The 22,003-nt window shown below is 56.0% G+C and carries 19 protein-coding genes and 1 other RNA gene; 18 read left to right on the top strand and 2 right to left on the bottom strand.

Features of this window, described 5'->3' with window-relative positions; genetic code table 11:
• Window positions 1-32 precede the first annotated feature (32 nt).
• Window positions 33-890 carry a class I SAM-dependent methyltransferase gene (locus tag HZ297_RS09590; RefSeq protein WP_178863198.1) on the bottom strand — a complete coding sequence of 286 codons (858 nt, stop codon included), beginning with the start codon at window positions 888-890 and terminating at the stop codon, window positions 33-35.
• 144 nt (window positions 891-1,034) lie between these two features.
• On the opposite strand from HZ297_RS09590, the gene HZ297_RS09585 reads away from it, so the two are divergent.
• Window positions 1,035-2,345, top strand: a complete 1,311-nt coding sequence (locus tag HZ297_RS09585; protein ID WP_178863196.1) for a D-alanyl-D-alanine carboxypeptidase/D-alanyl-D-alanine-endopeptidase — start codon at window positions 1,035-1,037, stop codon at window positions 2,343-2,345.
• 5 nt (window positions 2,346-2,350) lie between these two features.
• Here HZ297_RS09585 and HZ297_RS09580 read toward each other — a convergent pair whose 3' ends face one another.
• A complete protein-coding gene (locus HZ297_RS09580) occupies window positions 2,351-2,551 on the bottom strand; it encodes a YjfB family protein (protein ID WP_178863194.1) in 201 nt (66 codons plus the stop codon).
• 134 nt (window positions 2,552-2,685) lie between these two features.
• On the opposite strand from HZ297_RS09580, the gene rnpB reads away from it, so the two are divergent.
• The 17 genes from rnpB (at window position 2,686) to folA (ending at window position 21,977) form a co-directional block, all read left to right on the top strand.
• Window positions 2,686-3,075: RNase P RNA component class A (rnpB, locus tag HZ297_RS09575), an RNA gene on the top strand.
• Window positions 3,076-3,603: 528 nt separating this feature from the next.
• Window positions 3,604-4,062: a division/cell wall cluster transcriptional repressor MraZ gene (mraZ, locus tag HZ297_RS09570; RefSeq protein WP_178863192.1), complete on the top strand. Its 459-nt coding sequence runs from the start codon at window positions 3,604-3,606 to the stop codon at window positions 4,060-4,062.
• A complete protein-coding gene (gene rsmH, locus HZ297_RS09565; protein ID WP_178863190.1) occupies window positions 4,062-5,018 on the top strand; it encodes a 16S rRNA (cytosine(1402)-N(4))-methyltransferase RsmH in 957 nt (318 codons plus the stop codon). The genes mraZ and rsmH overlap by 1 nt, the downstream gene beginning before the upstream one ends.
• Window positions 5,019-5,157: 139 nt before the next feature.
• Complete coding sequence (gene ftsZ / locus HZ297_RS09560) at window positions 5,158-6,405, top strand: cell division protein FtsZ (RefSeq protein WP_178863189.1); 1,248 nt, start codon at window positions 5,158-5,160, stop codon at window positions 6,403-6,405.
• A gap of 94 nt (window positions 6,406-6,499) precedes the next feature.
• Window positions 6,500-6,853 carry a cell division protein FtsL gene (ftsL, locus tag HZ297_RS09555; RefSeq protein ID WP_178863186.1) on the top strand — a complete coding sequence of 118 codons (354 nt, stop codon included), beginning with the start codon at window positions 6,500-6,502 and terminating at the stop codon, window positions 6,851-6,853.
• The gene (locus HZ297_RS09550) at window positions 6,828-8,783 is read left to right on the top strand and encodes a peptidoglycan D,D-transpeptidase FtsI family protein (RefSeq protein WP_178863184.1); all 1,956 of its coding nucleotides are present in this window, start codon (window positions 6,828-6,830) and stop codon (window positions 8,781-8,783) included. Before ftsL ends, HZ297_RS09550 begins: the two co-directional genes overlap by 26 nt.
• Before the next feature lie 24 nt (window positions 8,784-8,807).
• A complete protein-coding gene (locus HZ297_RS09545) occupies window positions 8,808-10,340 on the top strand; it encodes a UDP-N-acetylmuramoyl-L-alanyl-D-glutamate--2,6-diaminopimelate ligase (protein WP_178863182.1) in 1,533 nt (510 codons plus the stop codon).
• Between the two features lie 13 nt (window positions 10,341-10,353).
• Complete coding sequence (locus HZ297_RS09540) at window positions 10,354-11,832, top strand: UDP-N-acetylmuramoyl-tripeptide--D-alanyl-D-alanine ligase (RefSeq protein WP_178863180.1); 1,479 nt, start codon at window positions 10,354-10,356, stop codon at window positions 11,830-11,832.
• 121 nt (window positions 11,833-11,953) lie between these two features.
• Window positions 11,954-13,036: a phospho-N-acetylmuramoyl-pentapeptide-transferase gene (gene mraY / locus HZ297_RS09535; protein WP_178863178.1), complete on the top strand. Its 1,083-nt coding sequence runs from the start codon at window positions 11,954-11,956 to the stop codon at window positions 13,034-13,036.
• A 35-nt stretch (window positions 13,037-13,071) separates the two neighbouring features.
• Window positions 13,072-14,424: a UDP-N-acetylmuramoyl-L-alanine--D-glutamate ligase gene (gene murD / locus HZ297_RS09530; RefSeq protein WP_178863176.1), complete on the top strand. Its 1,353-nt coding sequence runs from the start codon at window positions 13,072-13,074 to the stop codon at window positions 14,422-14,424.
• Window positions 14,425-14,426: 2 nt separating this feature from the next.
• Complete coding sequence (gene ftsW, locus HZ297_RS09525; RefSeq protein ID WP_178863174.1) at window positions 14,427-15,599, top strand: putative lipid II flippase FtsW; 1,173 nt, start codon at window positions 14,427-14,429, stop codon at window positions 15,597-15,599.
• Window positions 15,596-16,690: an undecaprenyldiphospho-muramoylpentapeptide beta-N-acetylglucosaminyltransferase gene (murG, locus tag HZ297_RS09520; RefSeq protein ID WP_343034806.1), complete on the top strand. Its 1,095-nt coding sequence runs from the start codon at window positions 15,596-15,598 to the stop codon at window positions 16,688-16,690. The genes ftsW and murG overlap by 4 nt, the downstream gene beginning before the upstream one ends.
• Window positions 16,691-16,702: 12 nt before the next feature.
• Window positions 16,703-17,494: an SDR family NAD(P)-dependent oxidoreductase gene (locus tag HZ297_RS09515; protein ID WP_178863172.1), complete on the top strand. Its 792-nt coding sequence runs from the start codon at window positions 16,703-16,705 to the stop codon at window positions 17,492-17,494.
• Window positions 17,495-17,641: 147 nt separating this feature from the next.
• Window positions 17,642-19,681, top strand: coding sequence for a methyl-accepting chemotaxis protein (locus tag HZ297_RS09510; protein WP_178863170.1), 2,040 nt, complete (start codon window positions 17,642-17,644; stop codon window positions 19,679-19,681).
• A gap of 153 nt (window positions 19,682-19,834) precedes the next feature.
• Window positions 19,835-20,638: a prolipoprotein diacylglyceryl transferase gene (lgt, locus tag HZ297_RS09505; RefSeq protein ID WP_178863168.1), complete on the top strand. Its 804-nt coding sequence runs from the start codon at window positions 19,835-19,837 to the stop codon at window positions 20,636-20,638.
• Window positions 20,639-20,658: 20 nt separating this feature from the next.
• Complete coding sequence (locus HZ297_RS09500) at window positions 20,659-21,492, top strand: thymidylate synthase (RefSeq protein ID WP_178863166.1); 834 nt, start codon at window positions 20,659-20,661, stop codon at window positions 21,490-21,492.
• Entirely contained in the window at window positions 21,489-21,977 is a 489-nt protein-coding gene (gene folA / locus HZ297_RS09495) for a type 3 dihydrofolate reductase (protein ID WP_178863164.1), read from the top strand. Before HZ297_RS09500 ends, folA begins: the two co-directional genes overlap by 4 nt.
• Window positions 21,978-22,003 lie beyond the last annotated feature (26 nt).

Here is a 22,003-nt window from a genome sequence, read left to right as displayed (position 1 = left end):
AGGGGATTTAATGCTTTTTAGTGGGATGTTATTTAAAGCTTCCCGGCGGCTTTGAGGGCCTTGATGGAATAGAGGTCGTAACGGGTGTTGGGGCTTTCGACCTGCGCATTGGGTTGGATGGCCTGCGGATGCTCGAGGGTCGGTGCCTTGGCGGGGCGCTTGACGACGACGCGCTGTGATGCGGTTTGCAGGGCGGCGGCGAGCAGGCGGCTGCTGTCCATGTCGGGGCCGAGCAATTGCTGCAACGCCTTCATCTCTTTTTTGACTGAAGCGCTTTTTTTCTTTTCCGGATACATCGGGTCGAGATAGATGACGTCGGCTGGCGGTTGCTGTTGCAAAAGATAGTCGGCGGCATCGGCATTGACTAAGTGCAGACGCTGGATTGTGGCGGCCAGTTCGGGGTCGCAATCGGCGTGCTGCACAGCGTGGTGCGCACGATTCAAAGCGTCTTGCAGCAGCGCGGCGACAATTGGCGAGCGTTCGATCATCAGCACCTCGCAACCCAGGCTGGCAAATACAAAGGCGTCATTGCCCATGCCGGCGGTGGTGTCGATCACCCGTGGCGTGTCATCGCCCTGAAACAGGCTGCCGAAGCCGACGGCGCGTGCCAGCGGCTGGCCTTTGCCGCCGCCGAACTGGCGGCGATGCTGTTTTTTGCCGCCGATAAAATCAACAAACACCGGCCCGCTGTGGGCGCTGAACAGTCCGAGTTGGGCGGGATCGTTTTCATCCTGGTTTTTTTCGTGGAACCAGGCCAGTACCCACTGTTCCTGCCATTCGGCTGCCTGCCACTGTTTTGCGGTGGGCAATGCATCCAGCAGCGGCAAGCCGAGTTGTTGGCCCAGTGCCAGGGCTTTGTGCGGGTAAAGTTGTTGGCAGACGCTGATCATAAAACCGGAACGCTTACAGACAGGTGGATAAGTTGGCGCTATTATAACGGTTTGGTTTGCGTCGGGTTTGAAAAAGGCCGACGACCCGGCCTGTTGGGTTTTTTCAGGCGAATTTAAAGCGGTTTTGGGTGGATGACGTTGGCAATGACTAAGCGGTTTGTGCAATTCAGGCGTGTTTGCAGACAGGGGCTATTGGTTGGCGCGTTGCTTGGCGTTGTGACGACTCTCCCGGTTGCGCCGGCACAGGCGGCGTCGGAGGCTGCCGTTTGGCAGGCGTTGCCGGAATTATCGCAGATGCAGCAGGCCGGTTTGCTGGTGCTGGACAGTCACAAGACGCCGCTGGTCAGCAAAGCGGCCGGTGAAGCCTTTGTGCCGGCCTCAACCACCAAATTGGTGACGGCGTTTATCGCCTTGTCGCACTGGGGCGCGGAGCACCGCTTTAAAACCGATTTCTTTTTGCAGACCCATCAGGATAAGCGCTATTTACGGGTGAAAGGCTACGGCGATCCGTTTTTGACGTCCGAAGAGTTGCAGCGCGTGGCCGCCAATTTGCAGACGCGTTTTCAACAGGCCGGGGTGGGGCGGTTGGATGGCATTGTCTTGGATGTGAGTTATTTCGATAGCGATCTGACGCTGCCCGGCAGCGGCAGCAGCGATAATCCGTATGATGCGGTGCCCTCGGCGCTGGCGGCGAATTTCAATACGCTCTATCTCGCCAAAATCGGCGGCAAAGTGGTGTCGGCCGAACCGCAAACGCCGCTGACGCCGTTGGCGCAAGCCTTGGGGCGGGATTTAAAGCCGGGCAAGCAGCGCATCAATAACGGTACGGATGCCCAGGTCGGGCAGCGCTATTTTGCTGAGCTGCTGGCGGCGTTTCTGCGGCAGCAGGGGACAGTCATGGGTGACGAGGTGCGCTGGGCAAAAGTGGCGAATGATGCCCAACCGTTCTACCGCCATTGGAATGCGATGACGTTGGCGGAGGTGGTCAAGCCGATGATGAAGTATTCCACCAACTTTATTGCCAATCAGCTGGCGTTGAAATTGAGCGCTGAACTCTACGGCGCGCCGGCCAGTGCCGACAAGGTCAGACGCCTGTTTGCCGAACAGCTGGCCGCTCACTTTGACTGGCAGGGAGCCTATATCGAAGAGGGGGCGGGGTTGTCGCGCAATAACCGTTTGAGTCCGCAGCAATTGGTGGCGTTGCTGGAGGCGTTTCGCCCCTGGAAGGCGTTGTTGCCGGAAGTTGAGCAGGGAGTGTTTGCCAAGTCCGGCTCACTGATCGGCGTCAGCGCACTGGCCGGTTATATCCAACAGCAGCAGGACTGGTTGCCGTTTGTGTTGATGATTAACGAGCAGGTGCCCTATTACCTCTATCGCAATGAGGTCGCCAAGGTGCTGGCACGCGAGTTGCGTGCCGAAAAACCGCGCGGTCCGGTCATGCAGGCCGCGCCCTAGGTTGTTTATACTTTGATATTGATGTTCTGACCGAGCGCTCCGACAGGCGCCGGCGGCGGTGTCGGCAAAGAGGCGATTAACTGCAAAGCGCCCTGTGATTGGGTGTCGATCGCCTTTTTGAGCATGCTGACCTGCACTTCGCCCTGCGAGTAGACTTGCTGCTGTGCCAATGCGGCCGAAACGGCGCCGTTTGCTGAAATTTCCATGGAAGATTCCTTTTAAAAATGCCCAGGATGAGAAACCCGGCCTGTTCAAAAGGTATCGGCGGATTTAGAGAAAACTTTAGCGCGGCATGTTTAGGTGGTATTTTGTGGCGATTTGCAGTATGCTTCGCCCCGCAAAAGTGGATTGGACAGTCGCGCGGAATCGGGTTTCGGCTTGGTTTCTCGAGGAAAGTCCGGGCACCATAGAGCGGGATGCCAGTTAACGGCTGGGCGGTGAGAGCCGACGGAAAGTGCAGCAGAAAATATACCGCCGATGGCCCTTCGGGGATCAGGTAAGGTTGAAATGGTGCGGTAAGAGCGCACCGCGCTTCTGGCAACAGAAGTGGCAGTGAAAACCCCATCCGGTGCAAGACCAAATAGGAAAACGGGTCGTCGGCTTGCCGGCGCGCCGCGTGGCTCGCGCGGGTTTTCGGGTAGGTTGCTCGAGGAAAGCAGTGATGCTTTCCCTAGATGAATGATTGTCGCTCTTCGGAGTACAGAACCCGGCTTATAGATTCGCTTTTGCCTCTTTTTATCTCCCTTCTTTTCGCGTTTTAAAGCGCGCGTTTTCTTCCTTCTTTGAACCTGTGTATGTCCATCCGGCTTGTCGCATTTTGTGTGTGGCGAAAACAGAGTTTCGTCTTATTAAATAAAAAAATCGAAATTTTTAGGGAAAAAACTCCACCGGATTTTTTCTGCCTGAATTTGGCCGTTATTTTGTCGTTACCAAATCCTTATGTTGTGTGTGTGGTTTATATTGACACTATATGTTGTAGACAAGTCCCCGCTAACAGGTGTGTGATTGCGCTTCATTGCGTATTCAGTATATTGTGATGCTTAGTTAAAAAACAGCTTTTTGTTATTGACATAACCCTATGAAATAAAAGTTTTATTAGGTGTTTCTAATGTGTTTGTTGCGGGGTAATTGAGGTTTCTAAGTTGTTGTCCTGTAATGAAATTTTTGTCTTAAACGCCAGGTTGCGGGGTTGACAGTGGGTATTAAGAGCAATATAGTGGCGACAAGTGGGGAAAGGTGGCGAAAAGTGGATTTTTAAATGTTGTTCTTTCGTGGAATCAATTCGATTAACTTGGACGTTAAGGGGCGTTTGGCGATCCCTAAGCGTTATCGTGAGTCGATTGCCGATGCGAGTGACAACCAGTTGGTCGCCACCATTGATTTGCACAGCCCGTGTTTGCTGATCTACACCCTCGATGAATGGGAAGTGATCGAACGCAATTTGATGTCTTTGCCGAACGTCGACCCGCAAGCGCGTTTGTATCAGCGCCTGTTGCTGGGTCACGCCAGCGAGATGGAGATGGACTCGCAAGGCCGTGTGTTGTTGCCGAGTTTGCTGCGGGATCACGCCAAGCTGGACAAAAACGCCATTCTGCTCGGTCAGGGCAATAAATTTGAATTGTGGTCGCAAGAGGCGTGGGATGCGCAGCGGCCTGATATGTTGGATTCGGCTGCGTCGAATCAAATTTCCGAATCTTTAGCGAGTTTGACGCTGTAATGCCCGAAACCATCCTAAATCCGAATGAAGACAGTCAGCAGGTGCATTTTTCGGTATTGCTGAACGAGTCGCTTGAAGGTCTTCATATCCGCCCGGATGGTGTCTATATCGACGGCACCTTCGGGCGTGGCGGGCATAGTCGCGCTATCTTGCAACAGCTTGGCGAAAAGGGTCGGCTGCTGGCAATCGATCAGGATCCGCAGGCGATCGAGTATGCCAACATACATATTCAGGACGCACGCTTTGAAATTCAGCACGGCAGTTTTGAACAGGTGGCGGAGTTTTGCGCCGCACGTGGCCTGACCGGCAAGGTTGACGGATTGCTGTTGGATTTGGGGGTGTCGTCGCCGCAGTTGGACGATGCCGAGCGCGGTTTCAGTTTTATGCGTGAAGGGCCGTTGGACATGCGCATGAATCCGCAAGCCGGTCTGAGCGCACGTGAGTGGCTGCAGCAGGTGGAAGAGGCGACGCTGGTCAAGGTGCTGAAGCAGTATGGCGAAGAGCGTTTTGCCGGGCGCATCGCCCGCGCCATCAAGGAAGCCAGTGTCCAGGACGCGTTGAAAACTACCTTGGATTTGGCGGAGCTGGTCAGACGCGTCTCGCCGAAAACCGAAAAGAACAAGCATCCGGCAACCCGCACCTTTCAGGCGATTCGTATCGCGGTGAATCGTGAATTGGATGTGTTGAAAAATGTATTGGAAGCGGCGCTGGAGGTGCTGGCGCCGGGCGGACGTCTGGTGGTCATCAGTTTCCACTCGCTGGAAGACCGCATTGTGAAGCAGTTTATGCGTGACCAATCCACGATGAAAGACTTGTTTCCCGATTCGCCGGTGCAGATCGAGGTGATTGAGCCGGTGCTGAAGCGCGTCGGCAAGCCGGTGTTTCCAAGTGAAGAAGAGTGCCGTCTCAATAGCCGTTCGCGCAGCGCGGTGTTGCGGATTGCCGAGCGTTTGTAAGAGTTTTTGAAGAGGGTTTTGCACGAGTGTGTTCATCTCGTTCAAAGCGCTCCTAAAGTGTAAAGTTTGTTTGGAATGGGTTCGGGCAGGCATTACACGGTTTTTTTAAATGTCATGCTGATTAAGGGGAATCGTCGTCATGAAATTTGTAGGGAAAGAAACGACACCAGTGCGTACGCCTGGTATGCCGGTTATCAAGGTCATCGGTCTCGGCGGTGGCGGCGGTAACGCGGTGGATTATATGGTGCGCTCCAATGTAGAGGGCGTGCAATTCATGTGCGCCAATACGGATGCGCAGGCCTTGGCAAATTCGAGAGTGCCGGTCTGTATCCAGTTGGGTTCAGGTGGTTTGGGTGCGGGTGCCGATCCGGACCGCGGTGCGCAAGCCGCCAAAGAAGATATCGATAAGGTCAAAGAGCAGCTACGCGATGCGGATATGGTCTTTATCACCGCCGGTATGGGCGGCGGTACCGGTACCGGTTCGGCGCCGGTGGTGGCGCAGGCGGCACGCGAAATGGGTATTTTGACGGTTGGTGTCGTCAGCCGCCCATTCAGCTTCGAGCGCCGCAACAAGGTAGCGGATGCCGGTATCGATGCATTGGCTGAACATGTGGATTCCCTGATCACCGTGCCTAACGACAAATTGTTGAAAGTGTTGGGTCGCGACTTCGTGCTAGCCAAGGCATTCGACTATGCCAACGAAGTGCTGCACGGTGCGGTACAGGGGATTTCCGAGTTGGTGACGCGTCCGGGTATGATCAACGTCGACTTTGAAGACTTGCGTACCGTGATGACGGAACGCGGTATGGCGATGATGGGGGTGGGTCATGCCACTGGTGAAGACCGTGCGGTCAAAGCCGCCGAGAAGGCGATTGCCAACCCGTTGCTTGAAGACATTTGTGTATCCGGTGCCAGAGGTCTGCTGGTCAATATCACCAGTGGTCTGGATTTCACTCTGGGTGAGTTCAACGAAGTGGGTGACGTGATCGACAAGGTCGCCGCAGCGGACGCCAAGGTGATTATCGGGACGTCGATTGATGAATCGATGCAGGATGAAATCCGTGTTACCGTGGTGGCTACCGGCCTGGCGGAAGCGGGGGCGGTTGCAAAAAAGCCGGAGATGGTGAAGCCTAACCTGACAGCGGTACAGGCCAATAAGGAACCGGTTGAAACCAGCGCAACCGTTGAAGCTTCACAGCCTGTTCAGGCGGCACCGCAACCGGTTCAGCAGCCGTTGCAGCCTGCGATGAAGGTGGAAACCGTCAAGGAGACGCCTAAGGTTGAAGTGGAGCGTCCGAAGATGGTGGCTAACGGTGGTTTGACAGGTAGTTTGCCGAACTCGAACTATCTGGACATTCCCGCCTTCTTGCGCCGTCAGGCTGACTAAGCAAGCCGATCGGTCGATTGAGTGATGAGGAGTGGTTGATCCGGTTTTCATAAACTCAATGGACTGAAAGGTTTGACATAGGTATGACGCCAACATGTTGAAAAGATTCCCCAAACCCACACACTTAACTCCGTTTAAGTGGCGTGGGTTTTTTATTTTCAGCTTGGGGGTGACGGTGTTGATCTGCTTGGTTGCGATTATCCAGATACAGCACCAGATACGGCATACCGAAACCGAATATTACCGCGCGCTGCAGAAAAATATTCAGGCGCGTGAAGAGTGGGGGCGCCTGATGCTGGAGAAGATGCATCTGAGTTCGCCTGCCCGAGTGGAGCGCATTGCCCAGTCCAGACTGCATATGACGCTGGATAAATCGCAATCGCGCCACAATTTACAAACCCTGTATCTGCAAGTAGCACCGCATGAGTCTGAAGTTTCGCCGCGATAAAGTGGTCTTTTTCCTGATCGCACTCGGATTTATCGCGGTGCTCGGCCGTGCTTTCTATGTACAGGTGTTGCGTGCCGACTTTTTACAGGAAGAGGGCACCAAACGTCAGGTGCGTACCCTGGAGATTCCGGCGCCGCGCGGCACGGTTTACGACCGCAATGGTGACGTGCTGGCGTTGAGCACGCCGATGGCGTCGGTCTGGGTCGACGCCAAACAGGTGATGGGCTTTCAGAGAGATTACCGTCAGTTTCTGAGTCTGCTCGGCTTGAGTGAGACGCAGCTGCTGCAGCTGGCCAAACGTCAGCAGCATAAGCGCCTGAGTTTTATCCGTCAGGAAACCGACGCCAAAATCATCGAAGCGATCGAACAGCTGGAGTTGCCGGGCATCTATCTGAAAAAGGTCGGGATGACCTTTGCGCCGCAAGGTCGCGACCAGACGCAGATAGTCGTGCATAAAGACCAGCCTTCCATCTGGATCGATCCGGAGCAGATGCAGGGCTTTCAGAATCTGTATGTCAAGTTGGGCAAGGCGTTGCGTCTGACGCCGGCAGAGATTGAGCAGAAGCTCAAGACCTTTTCCAAACGGCGTTTTGTTTACCTGAAGCGTTCGATTGAACCCTATGTGGCCGAACAGGTGGAAAAACTCGATCTTTACGGCGTGTATGTGCAGGACGAGTACAAGCGTTACTATCCGGCCGGCGAGATCAGCGCGCATCTGGTGGGCTTCACCAATATCGACGACAAAGGGCAGGAAGGCTTGGAGCTGGCGTATAACGACTGGCTCAAAGGCGTGCCGGGCAGAAAGCAGGTGATTAAGGACCGGGCAGGCCGGGTCATCGATTTTGTCAAGGATGTCAAACCCGCCAGGCCGGGTAAGGACATTACCCTGAGCATCGACAAGCAGATCCAGTTTTTTGCCTATCGCGCACTCAAGGCGGTGATGATCGAGCATCAGGCCAAATCGGCCAGTGCGGTGGTGCTGGATGCCAAAAAGGGCGAGGTGCTGGCGATGGTCAGTCTGCCGGGCTACAACCCCAATGACCGCGCCAAACTGAGCGGTGAGGGGATTAAAAACCGGGTGGTGACCGACCTGCTGGAGCCGGGTTCGACGGTCAAACCGTTTGTGATCGCCAAAGCACTGGATTTGGGTGTGCTCAAGCCGGATGAAGAAATTGACACACGCCCCGGCGCGATCCGTATCGACGGTTACCGCATTACCGATACGCATGACAACGGCTGGCTGACGCCCGAGGGCATTATCCAGAAATCGAGCAACGTCGGCCAGTCCAAGGTGGCGCTGCGCCTCAAGGCGGAACAGCAGTGGGGTTTGTGGAAGACGATCGGTTTCGGGCGTGACAGCGGACTCTACCTGCCGGGCGAGGCGAGCGGTTATGTGAAGCAGGTGGAGCAGTGGACGCCGCTCTACCAGGTGTCGTCTTCCTTCGGTTACGGTTTCAACATCAATCTGCTGAATCTGGCACACGCCTATCTGATGCTGGCCAATCAGGGGAATATCATGCCCTTGAGCCTCTTCAAGCAAACCGAACCGCCGGCGCTGGAGCGGGTGGTCGGTGAGAAAGCCGCCCAAGAGGTGCTGCTGATGATGGAAAAAGTGGTGGCCCGTGGCGGTACCGCGCCGAAAGCGCAGATTGCCGGCTACCGTGTGGCGGGCAAGACCGGTACGGTGCATAAAACCAAAAACGGCGGTTACGAGCAGAATACCTATATGTCGTTGTTTGCCGGCATCGTGCCGGTATCCAATCCGGATATGGTGATGGTGGTGGCGGTGGACGAGCCGAGCCGCGGGATTTATTACGGCGGCGCGGTAGCCGCGCCGGTGTTCAAAGAGGTCATGGAGCATGCCTTGCGTTTGCGCAACGTGCCGCATGACCAGCCGCTCGATGAAGTGGTTTCGACCTATGTACACTGAACTGTCGATAAGAGGTGGCCAAAGATGAAGACGCTGGCGGAACTGTTTGCCCATCTGCAACCGGCGGGTGAATTGGATGAGGGGCTCGCCGCGCAGCGCGTGGGGGATTTGCACCTCGACTCCCGCGCCTTGCAGGAAAACGACGTCTTTATTGCGATTCAGGGCGGCCAGAAGCACGGTTTGGATTTTTTAGCGCAAGCCGGCCGGCAGGGAGCCTCCGTGATTTTGACGGATCGGCCGCTCACAGAAACTGAACAGGCCGGGTATGCGACGCTGCCGTCAGCGCCGCTTGTCTGGGTGGTGACGGATTTACAGACACGCCTCGCCGCGCTGGCCAACTGGTTTTATGATGCGCCGAGCCGCCGCCTGAAGGTGGTCGGCATTACCGGCACCAACGGCAAAACCTCCACCGCGCACTATCTGGCGCAGAGTCTGGCGGTGCTCGGACAGACGCCCGCCCTGATCGGCACGCTCGGCCACGGCTTGATGCGCGCCAGTGGCGAAACCCGCCTGAGCGACACGCAAAACACCACGCCGGATGTGGTCAGCGTGCAGCGCTTACTGCATGATTTTGCAAAGGCCGGTGCCAACTGGGTGGTGATGGAGGTTTCGTCCCACGCCTTGCGTCTGGGACGGGTAGCGGGCGTGGCGTTTGAATGTGTTGCGCTGACACAGGTGACGCGCGACCATCTCGATTTTCATGCCGACGAAGCCGACTACCGCGATGCCAAGCGCAGCTTGTTCAGCGATTATGAAAGCCGCTTTAGGGTGTTGAATGCCTGCGACAGTCTGGGCCAGCAGTTGCTGGCAAACTGTCCGCAGGCTCTTGCCTACAGCGTGCAGCCGTGTCATGAGGCTTGCGGCTGCGGCAGAGGGGTGAATCTTTGCTGTCAGAGCGCCACGCTGGATGTAACCGGCATGCACTTGGCGCTGCAGTTTGCCGAAGCGCCCTGCGAGGTCCGCTTGAATCTGATGGGCCGTTTCAATCTCGAAAACGTCCTCTGTGCATTGGGTATCCTGATGGCGTGCCGTTTTGACTGGGCGGCGGCCTGCGCGGTCTTGCCGGCGTTGAAGGCAGTCAAGGGGCGGATGCACAAGGTGGCCGAGCGCCCCACCGTGCTGGTGGACTTTGCCCATACGCCGGACGCTTTGCAAAATGTGTTGCAGGCGGTAAAAGCGCATTTTCCGGCGGAATCCTCCGGGCGGTTGTGGGTGGTGTTCGGTTGCGGCGGCGACCGCGATCGCGGCAAGCGCCCGTTGATGGCCGCGGTTGCCGAGGCTCTAGCGGATAAGGTGGTGCTGACCAGCGATAATCCGCGCCATGAGTCGCCACAGCAGATTTTTAATGACACGCTGGCCGGTTTTGCCGATGTCGACCAAGTCATCGTGATCGAGGATCGCCATGCGGCGATTGAGTATGCGCTGCAACATGCCGTCGTTGACGATGTGGTGGTGATTGCGGGCAAAGGGCATGAAGCCTATCAGGAGATTGCCGGCGTGCGCCATTCTTTCAGCGACCAGCAGGTCGTCGAGGCGTGGTTTGCAGCGCGCTCTTGAGCGGGACGAGGGTATGAACAAGATGCAGGACGGTCTGACGCCGCAACAGCAGGTTAATAGAATGGAACAGCAACTCAAGGTGCAGGAAAGTATTCAGGATGCGGCTTTCAGCTGGGAGCTGACGCAGCTGCAGGAGAGCGTGCAGGGCGAGTGGCTTGGCCCTTGCAGCGAAATCCCCGTGCGTTTTGGTGGTGTGAGTACCGACAGCCGCAACATCAAGCCGGGTGATCTGTATGCCGCCATCAAGGGCGAGCGCTTTGACGGCCACGCGTTTATTGAGGATGCCGTCAAGCAGGGCGCGGCGGCGGTACTGGTTTCTGAGGTGGTCGACTGTGCCGTACCGGCGATTCTGGTCGAGGATACCCGTTTGGCGTTGGGGCAGTTTGCCCGTTGGCACCGGCGTCAGATGCCGGTGAAGAAGCTTATCGCCGTAACCGGCAGCAACGGCAAAACCACCACCAAGGCGATGCTGTTGAATCTGTTCTCCAATGTCGGCAAGACTTTGGCGACCGAAGGCAATCTGAATAACGATTTCGGCGTGCCGCGGACGCTGCTGAATTTGCGTCCGGAACATGAGTTTGCGATTATCGAGATGGGCGCGAACCATCGCAAAGAGATTGAGTATTTGACCTTGTTGGCCGAGCCGGATATCGCGTTGCTCAACAACGCGTCGGGCGCCCATCTGGAGGGGTTCGGTTCGCTGCAGGGCGTGATCGAGACCAAGGGCGAGATTTTTCTGGGTTTGAACCGCCTGCATGGCAACGGCTTTGCGATTTTGAATACCGATTCGCCCGGTTTTGATTACTGGCAGGCTGAAATCGCCCGTTTGGGGGTGGAGAATAGCCTGTGTTTTGGCGAGGCGGAAAGCGCCGATGTGCGTTTACTGAGTTATGCCGCCGACAGCGAAACGAGTCGTTTTGAATTGTCAGTGAAAGGGCAGTTGCAAACGGTTACAATGCCGCTTTTGGGTAAGCATAATGCGCTTAATGCCGCCGCCTGTGTCGCAGTCTGTATGGCGGCCGGACTGGAATGGCCGCAGATACTACCCGGCCTGTTGAGTTTTGGCGGGGTTGCCGGAAGACTGCAAAAAACGCGTCTGCCCAAGGGCTGGTTGATTGACGACAGCTATAATGCCAATCCGGCGTCGGTCAAGGCGGGGATTGACACCTTGGTGAGTTTGCCGGGGCGCTGCGTTTTATGTCTGGGCGCGATGGGCGAACTGGGTGCCGGCAGTGAGGCTGCGCACCGGGAAGTTGCCGCCTATGCGCGTGAAAAAGGCGTGGATTATCTGCTAGTGTACGGTGAGGCGGCCTCGGCCATGCCGCAGGCATTTGGCGAGCAGGCGGCTTTTTATGCGTCGCACGAGTTGATGGCGGCGCGTGTATTGCAGCTGCTCGCGGAAGGCCAGGTCGATAACGTTCTGGTGAAAGGCTCCCGCAGCGCGCGTATGGAAAAGGTGGTGGAGCCGATTAAAGCGGCACATGCTATTTGACTTGAGAGCGCGCTATAAGAAATACAGAACATTGAATATATAAAACAGATAAAACAGATAAAACAGATAAAACAGATAAAAACCATAAAAAACTATATAGAAATATAGAGCAGAGGACAGCATGCTTATCTATTTAACCGAATACTTGCAACAGTACATTTCCGGTTTCGGGGTGTTCAAGTACATCACCATGCGGGTGATTATGAGTGTGCTTACCGCGCTGATCATCTCCTTTTTGGTGGGGCCGACTATGATCCGCTGGCTGACGCGCCTCAAGGTGGGGCAGAGCATCCGTCTGGACGGCCCGCAAACCCATCTGGTCAAATCGGGCACGCCGACCATGGGCGGCACCATGATTCTGTTTTCGATCGCGGTGTCGGTGTTTTTGTGGGGCGACCTGACCAACCACTATCTGCTGGTGGTCACCTTGTCGATGCTGGCATTCGGCGTGGTGGGCTTTGTGGATGACTACAAAAAGGTGGTTTACAAAGACCCCAACGGCATGCGTGCGCGCACCAAATACCTGTGGCAGTCGATCATCGGCCTGGTGACCGCCTACACGCTGTATGCGCTGGCGAATGTGCCGGCGGAGACGCAGTTGTTGATCCCGTATATGAAAGACACCGTGCTTGAACTGGGTGCCTGGACGATTGTGCTGAGCTATCTGGTGATTGTGGGCACCTCCAATGCGGTGAATCTGACCGACGGTCTGGACGGTCTGGCGATTATGCCGACGGTGATGATCTCCGGCGCTCTGGGGGTGTTTGCCTATCTGTCCGGCCACGTCTATTTTGCCGATTATCTGAATATCCCCTACATTCCCGGCGTGGGTGAGATGACCATTCTCGCCGCCGCACTGGTGGGCGCCGGTTTGGGGTTTCTGTGGTTCAATGCCCATCCCGCCCAGGTGTTTATGGGTGATGTCGGTTCGCTGGCGATCGGTGCGGCCTTGGGCGGCATGGCGGTGGCGGTCAAGCAGGAACTGGTGCTGTTTATTATGGGCGGGATTTTTGTGGCCGAAACCCTTTCGGTGATTCTGCAGGTCGGCTCCTACAAGTTGCGCAAGAAGCGTATTTTCCTGATGGCGCCTTTGCATCACCATTTCGAACAGAAGGGTTGGCATGAGTCGCAGGTGATTGTGCGTTTCTGGGTGATTACGATTATTCTGGTATTGATTGGTCTGGCGAGTTTGAAACTGCGCTAGAGCAGGTTGGATTGGCCCATAGTTAGGATGGTAGCGTGTATTTAGTAGCAGGTTTAGGAATTACCGGTCAATCGGTGTTACGTTATTTTGAAGCGCAGGGTGAGCATTGTTTTGCTTACGATACTCGCGAGGAGCTGGATGTGTCGGCCTTGGCACAGCGGTTTCCGGGGGTGGAGTTCGCCACCGGCCATCTGCCGACGGCGTGGATCGCTCAGTTTGAAACCATTGTGCTGAGTCCGGGGATCGCCCAGTCGGAGCCTTGGGTGATGAACCTGCGCAAACTCGGCAAACAGGTGATCGGTGATATCGAACTGTTTGCCCGTGCGGTGGGCGTGCCGGTGATTGGCATTACCGGTTCCAACGGCAAGAGCACGGTGACCACCCTGACCGGGCTTGCGCTGCAGACGGCGGGCTACAAGGCGGCCATGGGCGGCAACCTGGGGCAGCCGGCGCTTGACCTGCTGTTGGACGAAACCGATTACGACGTCTATGTGCTGGAGCTTTCCAGTTTTCAGCTGGAAACGACCTATTCGCTGCAGACCATCTCTTCGACGGTACTGAATGTGTCGGAAGACCATATGGACCGTTACGAGGATTTGGAGGACTATATCCAAGCCAAAACCAAAGTGTTCGAGCAGACAGACCTGGCGGTGTTGCCGGAAGATTTCAGCGAACACGGCATGATCCACCACTGTCCGGTGGTGCGTTTCGGACTGTCGGAAAGCTTTGAACGCGGCCCTGACGATTACGGGGTGATGGAACAGGAGGGGCAGCTTTGGCTGGCGCGCGGGCAGCAGGCGTTGGTCACGGTGAGTGACATGGTATTGCAGGGCAAGCACCATCGTTTGAATGCCTTGGCGATGATGGCGCTATGCCAGCCGTTTAATATTGCGCCCGAGATTTTCCAGAAAGTATTGAGCGAATTCAAAGGCTTGCCGCACCGCACCCAGCTGGTCGTCAACTACAAGGATGTGGAGTGGATCAACGATTCCAAGGGCACCAATGTGGGCGCGACCTTGACGGCGATTGAAAGTATGGGGCAGCAGGCCAGACATCGTAACGCTCAACTTATTCTTTTGGCAGGCGGGGTGGGCAAGGATGCCGACTTCAGTCCGTTGCAGCCGGCGGTACACGAGTATTGCCGGCAAACCATCGTCTTCGGTCGTGACCGCGAGCAGATCGCGGCGGCCTTGCCACACGAAGCGGTGGCCAGGGTGGACACCCTGGCGCAGGCGATTACGCTTGCGGCACAAACGGCGCAGGCCGGGGATTGTGTACTGTTTTCACCGGCCTGTGCGAGTTTTGACCAGTTTGACAACTATGCGCACCGCGGCAAGGTGTTCGAGCAACTGGTGGGTGAGATGGTGGCCGCCGAGGAGGCGCGCTGATCATGTTGGCGCGTTGGCGTCAGCAGAGCCAGCAATGGCCGATTGATTTCTGGCTGGTGGGGCTGATCAGCCTGTTGCTGGTGATCGGCTTGATGATGGTGGCGTCCAGCTCCATCGCCATCAGCGAAAAACGTTTTGGCGACAGCACGCACTATTTTATGCGCCAGCTCTTTTCGGTAGGACTCGGGTTTGCCGCCGCCTATATCCTCTTTCAAATCCCGCTCTCCTTCTGGGAAAAGCATCGCGGCAAACTCTTCCTGTTTGCGCTGTTTCTGTTGGTGCTGGTGTTGATCGTCGGCCGAGAAATCAACGGCAGTAAACGCTGGTTGCCGCTGCTGGTAATGAATTTCCAACCCTCCGAATTTATGAAACTGGTCATCGTCGTCTTTATGGCGGGTTACCTGAACCGCCACGCGAATGCCGTCAAGGAGAGTTTCGAGGCGGTTATCCGTCTGGCGTTGCCGTTCGGGGTCATGGCGATTCTGCTGCTGATGGAGCCGGACTACGGCTCCACTTTTGTGATTGCGGTGATGATTACCGGCATGCTGCTGATTGCCGGCGCGCCCTGGCGCTATTTTGTGCTGACGGTGCTGCCGATGGCGAGCCTGCTGGCGATTCTGGTGGTCATATCGCCCTATCGGATGGCGCGCGTCAGCAGTTTCCTGGACCCGTGGCAGGACCCGTTCGGCAGCGGTTATCAGCTGACGCAGGCGCTGATTGCGCTCGGCTCGGGCGAGTGGTTTGGCGCCGGCATTGGCGGCAGCGTGCAGAAACTGCTCTATCTGCCCGATGCGCATACCGACTTCCTGTTTTCCATCTACGGTGAAGAGTTCGGCTTTATCGGCGTGCTTTTCCTTGTTCTGTTGTATCTGGCCATTCTGTATCGCCTGTTCCGCATCGGCCGCAAGGCACTCGACAAGGAGTATTTCTTTGGCGGTATGATCGCCTACGGCATCGGCATCTGGATTATCTTGCAGGCCATGATCAATATGGGTGTGAATCTCGGTGCTTTCCCGACCAAAGGGCTGACCTTGCCGTTGATGAGTTACGGCGGTAGTAGCGTGCTGCTGTTGCTTTCGGCCTTGGCGCTGGTCTTTCGCGTGGATTACGAAACGCGCCGCGGATTGCCGCCGAAAACTGAACAGGCCGGGTCTGAAACAGGAGAAACAGCGTGAGCCAGAAGACTACGCAACTGAAAGTCATGATCATGGCCGGCGGTACCGGCGGTCATGTGTTTCCGGGGATTGCCATTGCCGAGGCGTTATATCAACAGCAGGTGAACGTGGTTTGGCTGGGCACGCAGGGCGGCATGGAGAAAGAGTGGGTGGAAAAGGCAGGCTTGCCGTTTCATGCCATCTCCATCAAGGGATTGCGCGGCAACGGCCTGTTGGGTTGGCTCAAGGCGCCTGTCAATGTCACGCGCGCCTGGTGGCAGGCCAGAAAAATCATGCGTGCCGAGCGCCCCGATCTGGTGTTGGGCATGGGCGGATTCGTGTGCGGGCCGGGCGGCTTGGCGGCTAAAACGCTGGGGATTCCATTGGTCATTCACGAACAGAACGCCATTCCGGGGTTGACTAACAAGTTGTTGGCGCCCTTGGCGCGCGAAGTGATTTGCGCCTTTCCGCAAACGGTTTTGCAGGGGAACAATGTGGTTACCTTAGGCAATCCGGTGCGCGCAGGACTGGAGGATGTTGCGCTGTTGCAGCCACAAACGGGTTGCCATGTGTTGGTGCTGGGCGGCAGCCGCGGGGCCTTGGCGTTGAATGAAACCGTGCCCAAGGCGTTGGCTTTGTTGCCGCCGGAACAGCGTCCGAGCGTGACCCATCAGACCGGCGTCAAAACCCTGCAGCAGGCGCAGCAGGCGTATGCGCAGGCCGGTGTTGCCGCCGAGGTGGTGGCGTTTATCGACGATATGCGCAGTGCTTATGAAAAGGCGGATATGGTTGTCAGCCGTGCCGGTGCGCTGACCGTCAGCGAACTGATGGCGACGGCGCGTCCGGCGATTATGGTGCCTTATCCACAGGCGGTGGACGATCACCAGACGGCCAATGCCCAGGCGTTGGTAACGCTGGGCGGCGGCGAGGTCATTCAGCAATCCGACTTGACGCCGCAGAGGTTGGCGGCAGCGTTAGGTGGCTGGTGCGCCGACCCGCAGCGCAGGGTGGCGGCTTCACATCGCATTCGGCAGGGCGCGCCCAAGGACGTGACCGGCGAGATCGCCGCGCGGCTGCTGGCGCTAATGCCTTCTAAGCAGTGTGAGCAGTGAGGTAAGGTCCGTATGATGGCAAGATTTCCCGAGTTGAAAGGCAGACGCATTCTGATTACCGGCGCCTCCAGTGGCATCGGTGCAGGCATGGCCAAGGTGCTGGCGCGTGAAGGTTGCCGCTTGGTGCTGCATTACAACCGCAATGCAAACGGCATTGAAAATACGTTGCAGCAGGTCACGCAGCTGGGTGCGCAGGCGCAGGTATTGCGTTGCGACTTCAGTCGGCTGGAAAATCTGCCCGATTTTTTTGAACAGGCCGGGTCATGCTTTGATGGGCTGGACGGTTTGGTCAATAACGCGGGGATCGTCACCAAGTCCACCTCGCTTAAGGACCCGTTAGGGGACAAATTTGCCGCTACCTTGGCGGTGAATCTGCAGGCGCCCTATCTGTTGAGCGCCGCGTTTGCCAAGGCTTGTATCGAGGCGAAACAGGGCGGTGTCATCGTCAATAACACCAGTATCCACGGTCAGGCGACGTGCGAATGGTTTTCGGCGTATGCCGCTTCCAAGGCCGGACTGGACGCCATCACCAAGGTGCAGGCGGTGGAATGGGGGCAGTACGGCATCCGTGTCAACGGATTGGCACCCGGTGTGGTGCCGGTGGAGCGCACTTTGGCGATTTTGTCGCAACCGCAGATCGAAGCCCAGTGGTGCGAGCGTATGCCGCTGGGGCGTTACGGCAAGACCGAGGAGATGGGCGAAGCCACGGCTTATCTGCTGTCCGACGCCGCTGCCTGGATGACGGGCTCGATTCTGACGATTGACGGCGGACTGATCGCGCGCGGCAATTATCCGCAACGCTAGTGCCTTCATTTGCAGGCTTCTGTGGTGTTTGGCAGTAACTCTTTATTATTCATTATAATTTCCTGGTTAAAAGTCGGTATTGGCATTTACCTTGCTTGATGGAAGTGCAGTAAAATTCTTTGTCAAAAAAATGTGAAGTGAACGAATATGCACGCATTTCTACAAAAACTCACGATTAAACAAAAAATGCGCTTTGGTTTTGGCGTCATTTGGACCGTTCTGGCGATCATTACGTTGCAGGCGGTGATTAATCTATACCTGGTGCGCCAGAGCGTTTCCGAGGTGGTGAACGAAAGGCAGCCGGTCGCCATTGAAGCGTCTGACCTGGCGTTGGATCTGGAAAAGAGCATGAATGCTCTGAGTCTGTATATGTCCACCAACGACAAGACGCTGTTGGAAACCTACCAGAAAGGCTATGCCAGTTTGGTCGAGCGTGTGAACAGAAACATTGCCGCCATTCAAACCAATGGCCAGGGCGAAACTGAAAAACAGCTGCTGCTGGAGCAGTATGCCGCCGTACAGGAAAATCTTGCCATGTTGCCGAATCTGGTGGAGCAGTTGGAAGATTTGCAGTCCAACCGCAGCAAAAAGTTCCCGGCGTTCGAGTACATGAATGAGAACATGCTGTCGCTGGCCAACGAGATGCAGAATCAGATCAATCTGATGCTGGCGTCCGAGCTGGAGGCGATTGAGCCGTCTCGCAAACCGTTATTGATGGATTTGCTGAGCCTGCAGAAGAACTGGTTGACCATGGTGTCGAATCTGCGCGGTTATGTGGCTTTCAGAACCGATGTGATGTATGAGTTGACCGAGTCCTATCTGGATTCAAGCGAGCAGTTGCTGACCCGCATGGCGACACAAAAAGCGATTGAGCTGACGCTGGAAGAGGAAGAAGGTCTGGCGAAGGCAATGGCCGTTTACCAAACTTATCGCGAGCATTTCATGCAGTTGAGAGGGATTCATCAGGGCGAGAAATGGCGCATGGACACCTGGCTGATGAAGCACGAAATTGAACCTCTGTTCATGGCGCTGGACAGCGAGTTGGTGGGCATCTCCAAGGCGGCGACGTCAGAAATGGTGGCGGTCAGCGAGTCGGTCATGGACACCAGCATCTACAATATTATCTGGGTGCTGTCGGTGTCGATTATCGGGCAGATTATGGGGATGCTGGTGTCGCGCAGAGTCACGCAGTCGGTGGTCGAGCCGGTACAGTATGCCTCCGGCGCCATGAAAGCGATCGCCGAGGAAGATGGCGATCTGACCCAGCGCCTGGATATTAAGGGCAAAGATGAATTGGCGGACTTGTCGCGCTACTTCAACCAGTTTATCGAGAAAATTCAGTTGATGCTCAAAGAGGTTTCGTTGACGGTTGACGAATTGGAGGTCTCTTCCAAAGGTCTGCTGGAAATCACCCACGAAACCAAAGCGGGTACCCAGCAGCAGCTGACCTCGTCGCGTGAACTGTCGAATGCGATGGTGGATATGACCACCAAAGCGAAGAGTGTCGAAGATCACTCGCACAACACCTCGCGTGCAACACAGGAAGCTGCCTCTAAAGTCAAAGAGGGCGGCGATCTGGTCAAAGGCACCGCCAGCGAGATTAAGGAGCTGTCGGACGGCATGCACGCCATGACCAAAGCGGTGTCGCAATTGCGTGAAGACAGCGAGCAGATCGGTACGGTGGTCAATGTAATCCGCGAGATCGCCGAGCAGACCAACCTGCTGTCGTTGAACGCAGCCATCGAGGCGGCGCGTGCCGGCGAGCACGGACGCGGTTTTGCGGTGGTGGCCGACGAGGTGCGCAGTCTGGCACAGCGCACGCAGGAATCGACCTTGCAGATCGAACGCATTATCGACAAGATCCGCAAGGCGACCCTTTCGACCGTGGATATGGTGCAGAAGAGCCTGGAAGCGACCGAATCGAGCTGTAATGCGGTCTATACCTCGGAGCGCGCCTTGAATCCGGTGATGATTCTGATGGATGACATCAATAAGATGAGCGAACAGATGTTCAGTGCGGCCCACTCGCAAAGTCAGCTGGCACAGGAAATCAACCGCAATATCAACGAGATCTATTCGGTGACCGAACGCTCGGCAGCCGGCACGGAAAATACCGAAAAGGCCGGCCACAAGATGCAGAACCTCGCCAACAAGCTCGAAAGACTGCTGCATCAGTTCAAAATCTAGGCGTAAAAACCGCCTCAAAAAAACTCAACAGGCCGGGTATTCCCCGGCTTTTTTGTGGGCGCGTTCCAAGATTGCACGCTTACTGAGGGCAGGCTGCAGTTTTTTTTGTTATTATGCTAGCTCCTTTTTATTTAACAGAAATAGCAAGAGCGTATGTGGCACTATCCTGAGCTTGATCCGATTGCATTAGACTTGGGTTTCTTCCAGATTCACTGGTACGGTCTGATGTACCTGATTGCCTTTGTCCTCGGTTGGGGATATACCGTCTGGCGCGCCAGAAAGATGGCGGATTGGAATAGCGAGATGGTTGGCGACCTGCTGTTCTATATCGCCATGGGGGTGATTCTCGGCGGGCGCATCGGCTATATTCTCTTCTACGACCTGGCTTATTACCTGCAACACCCTTTGGCCGTTTTCCAGGTGTGGCAGGGCGGCATGTCTTTCCACGGCGGGCTGTTGGGCGTGACGCTGGCCATGTGGCTGTATGCCCGCAAGGCCGGATTCTCGATTTTTCAAGTGGCCGATCTGGTCGCGCCGAGTGTGCCTATCGGCCTGTTGACGGGACGCATCGGCAACTTCATTAATGGTGAGCTCTGGGGTAAGGTGACCGATTCGCCGCTGGGCATGGCGGTCTATGATCCGGCGTTGCAGCAGGTGGTGCATAAATATCCGACGCAGTTGTTGGAGGCTTTGCTGGAAGGCGTGGTGCTGTTCGTCTTGTTGGCGTGGTATGCGCGTAAACCGCGTCCGGCCGGCAGTGTCGCCGGCTTGTTCCTGCTGGGGTATGGCGCCTTCCGTTTCTTTGTGGAGTTCTATCGCATGCCGGATGTGCAGTTAGGCTATCTGGCCTGGGGCTGGCTGACCATGGGACAGGTCTTGTCGATGCCGATGGTTGCGATGGGGTTAGGACTGATGCTCTGGGCCTACAAACGTGCCGATTCACCTAAAAGCGCTTAAGTTTATCGATCAGGAAACCTATGAAACAGTATTTAGACCTTCTTCAGCACATTATTGACCACGGCACCGATAAGGGCGATCGCACCGGAACCGGCACACGTTCGGTATTCGGTTATCAGATGCGTTTCGATCTGCAGCAGGGTTTTCCGCTGCTGACCACCAAAAAACTGCATCTGCGCTCCATTATTCACGAGTTGCTGTGGTTTTTAACCGGCGATACCAATATCCGCTATCTGAAAGAGAACGGCGTGCGCATCTGGGACGAATGGGCCGATGAAAACGGCGATCTTGGGCCTTTGTACGGCAAGCAGTGGGTCGCGTGGCAGACCCCGGGCGGGGAAACCATCAATCAGATTGCCGAGGTTATCGACACCTTGAAGCACAATCCGAACAGCCGACGCATGATTGTGTCGGCGTGGAATCCGGCCGATCTGCCGGACGAAACCGTCAGTCCGCAGCAGAATGTCGCCAACGGCAAAATGGCCTTGGCGGCGTGTCACGCCTTTTTCCAGTTTTATGTGGCCAACGGGCGGGTTTCCTGCCAGCTCTACCAGCGCAGTGCCGATACCTTCCTGGGCGTGCCCTTCAATATCGCCAGCTATGCGTTGCTGCTGCATATGGTGGCTCAGCAAACCGGTTATGAGGTGGGGGAGTTTGTTTGGACCGGCGGCGATGTCCATCTCTACAACAACACCATGGAGCAGGCCAAAATCCAGTTGCAGCGCGAGCCTTATCCGTTGCCGAAGCTGGTGATTCACCGCCAGCCGGAGAGTATTTTCGATTACCGCTTCGAGGACTTTGAAATCACCGACTATCAATCGCATCCGCATATCAAGGCGGAGGTATCGGTGTGAAAATAGCCATGATCGCCGCCATGACAAAAGATCGCGTGATCGGCCGGGATAACGATATGCCGTGGCATCTGCCGGACGATTTACGCCATTTCAAGGCAAAGACCCTCGGCAAGCCGGTGATTATGGGGCGCAAAACCTTTGAATCGATTGGTTCGCGTCCGCTGCCCAACCGCCAGAATATCGTCATCAGCCGCAATCCCGCGCTGCAACTGGATGGCGTCATGGTTTTCGATACGGTCGACAAAGCGCTTGCGGCAGTCCAGTCGGCGGACGAGGTGATTATTATGGGCGGCGGCCAGCTTTATGAGCAAATGTTGCCGCGCGCCGAGCGTTTATACCTGACCTTAATCGATGCGCAAATAGAGGGGGATACGTATTTCCCGGATTGGACGCGGTATCAATGGGTTAAATCCGAATCGGAATTCCATCCAAGCGATGCGCATCATGCTTTTGCGTTTGAGTTTATAACGCTGGATAAAGTCTGACTAAAAATATTTGATTATCCGGCCTC

Origin of the sequence: Thiomicrorhabdus cannonii, assembly GCF_013391695.1 — a bacterium.
Taxonomy (GTDB): Bacteria; Pseudomonadota; Gammaproteobacteria; order Thiomicrospirales; family Thiomicrospiraceae; genus Thiomicrorhabdus; species Thiomicrorhabdus cannonii.
Note: the sequence above shows the minus strand (reverse complement) of the source record. Positions and strands in the feature narration are given on the sequence as shown.

What these genes read in the sequence shown, in the direction of transcription:
- HZ297_RS09590 (WP_178863198.1), bottom strand. Translation starts at nt 890, where the DNA reads ATGATCAGCGTCTGCCAACAACTTTACCCGCACAAAGCCCTGGCACTG.
- ftsL (WP_178863186.1), top strand. Translation starts at nt 6,500, where the DNA reads ATGTTGAAAAGATTCCCCAAACCCACACACTTAACTCCGTTTAAGTGG.
- HZ297_RS09540 (WP_178863180.1), top strand. Translation starts at nt 10,354, where the DNA reads ATGAACAAGATGCAGGACGGTCTGACGCCGCAACAGCAGGTTAATAGA.
- HZ297_RS09500 (WP_178863166.1), top strand. Translation starts at nt 20,659, where the DNA reads ATGAAACAGTATTTAGACCTTCTTCAGCACATTATTGACCACGGCACC.
- ftsZ (WP_178863189.1), top strand. Translation starts at nt 5,158, where the DNA reads ATGAAATTTGTAGGGAAAGAAACGACACCAGTGCGTACGCCTGGTATG.
- lgt (WP_178863168.1), top strand. Translation starts at nt 19,835, where the DNA reads ATGTGGCACTATCCTGAGCTTGATCCGATTGCATTAGACTTGGGTTTC.
- ftsW (WP_178863174.1), top strand. Translation starts at nt 14,427, where the DNA reads ATGTTGGCGCGTTGGCGTCAGCAGAGCCAGCAATGGCCGATTGATTTC.
- HZ297_RS09515 (WP_178863172.1), top strand. Translation starts at nt 16,703, where the DNA reads ATGATGGCAAGATTTCCCGAGTTGAAAGGCAGACGCATTCTGATTACC.
- HZ297_RS09550 (WP_178863184.1), top strand. Translation starts at nt 6,828, where the DNA reads ATGAGTCTGAAGTTTCGCCGCGATAAAGTGGTCTTTTTCCTGATCGCA.
- HZ297_RS09580 (WP_178863194.1), bottom strand. Translation starts at nt 2,551, where the DNA reads ATGGAAATTTCAGCAAACGGCGCCGTTTCGGCCGCATTGGCACAGCAG.
- HZ297_RS09545 (WP_178863182.1), top strand. Translation starts at nt 8,808, where the DNA reads ATGAAGACGCTGGCGGAACTGTTTGCCCATCTGCAACCGGCGGGTGAA.
- rsmH (WP_178863190.1), top strand. Translation starts at nt 4,062, where the DNA reads ATGCCCGAAACCATCCTAAATCCGAATGAAGACAGTCAGCAGGTGCAT.
- mraY (WP_178863178.1), top strand. Translation starts at nt 11,954, where the DNA reads ATGCTTATCTATTTAACCGAATACTTGCAACAGTACATTTCCGGTTTC.
- HZ297_RS09585 (WP_178863196.1), top strand. Translation starts at nt 1,035, where the DNA reads ATGACTAAGCGGTTTGTGCAATTCAGGCGTGTTTGCAGACAGGGGCTA.
- HZ297_RS09510 (WP_178863170.1), top strand. Translation starts at nt 17,642, where the DNA reads ATGCACGCATTTCTACAAAAACTCACGATTAAACAAAAAATGCGCTTT.
- mraZ (WP_178863192.1), top strand. Translation starts at nt 3,604, where the DNA reads ATGTTGTTCTTTCGTGGAATCAATTCGATTAACTTGGACGTTAAGGGG.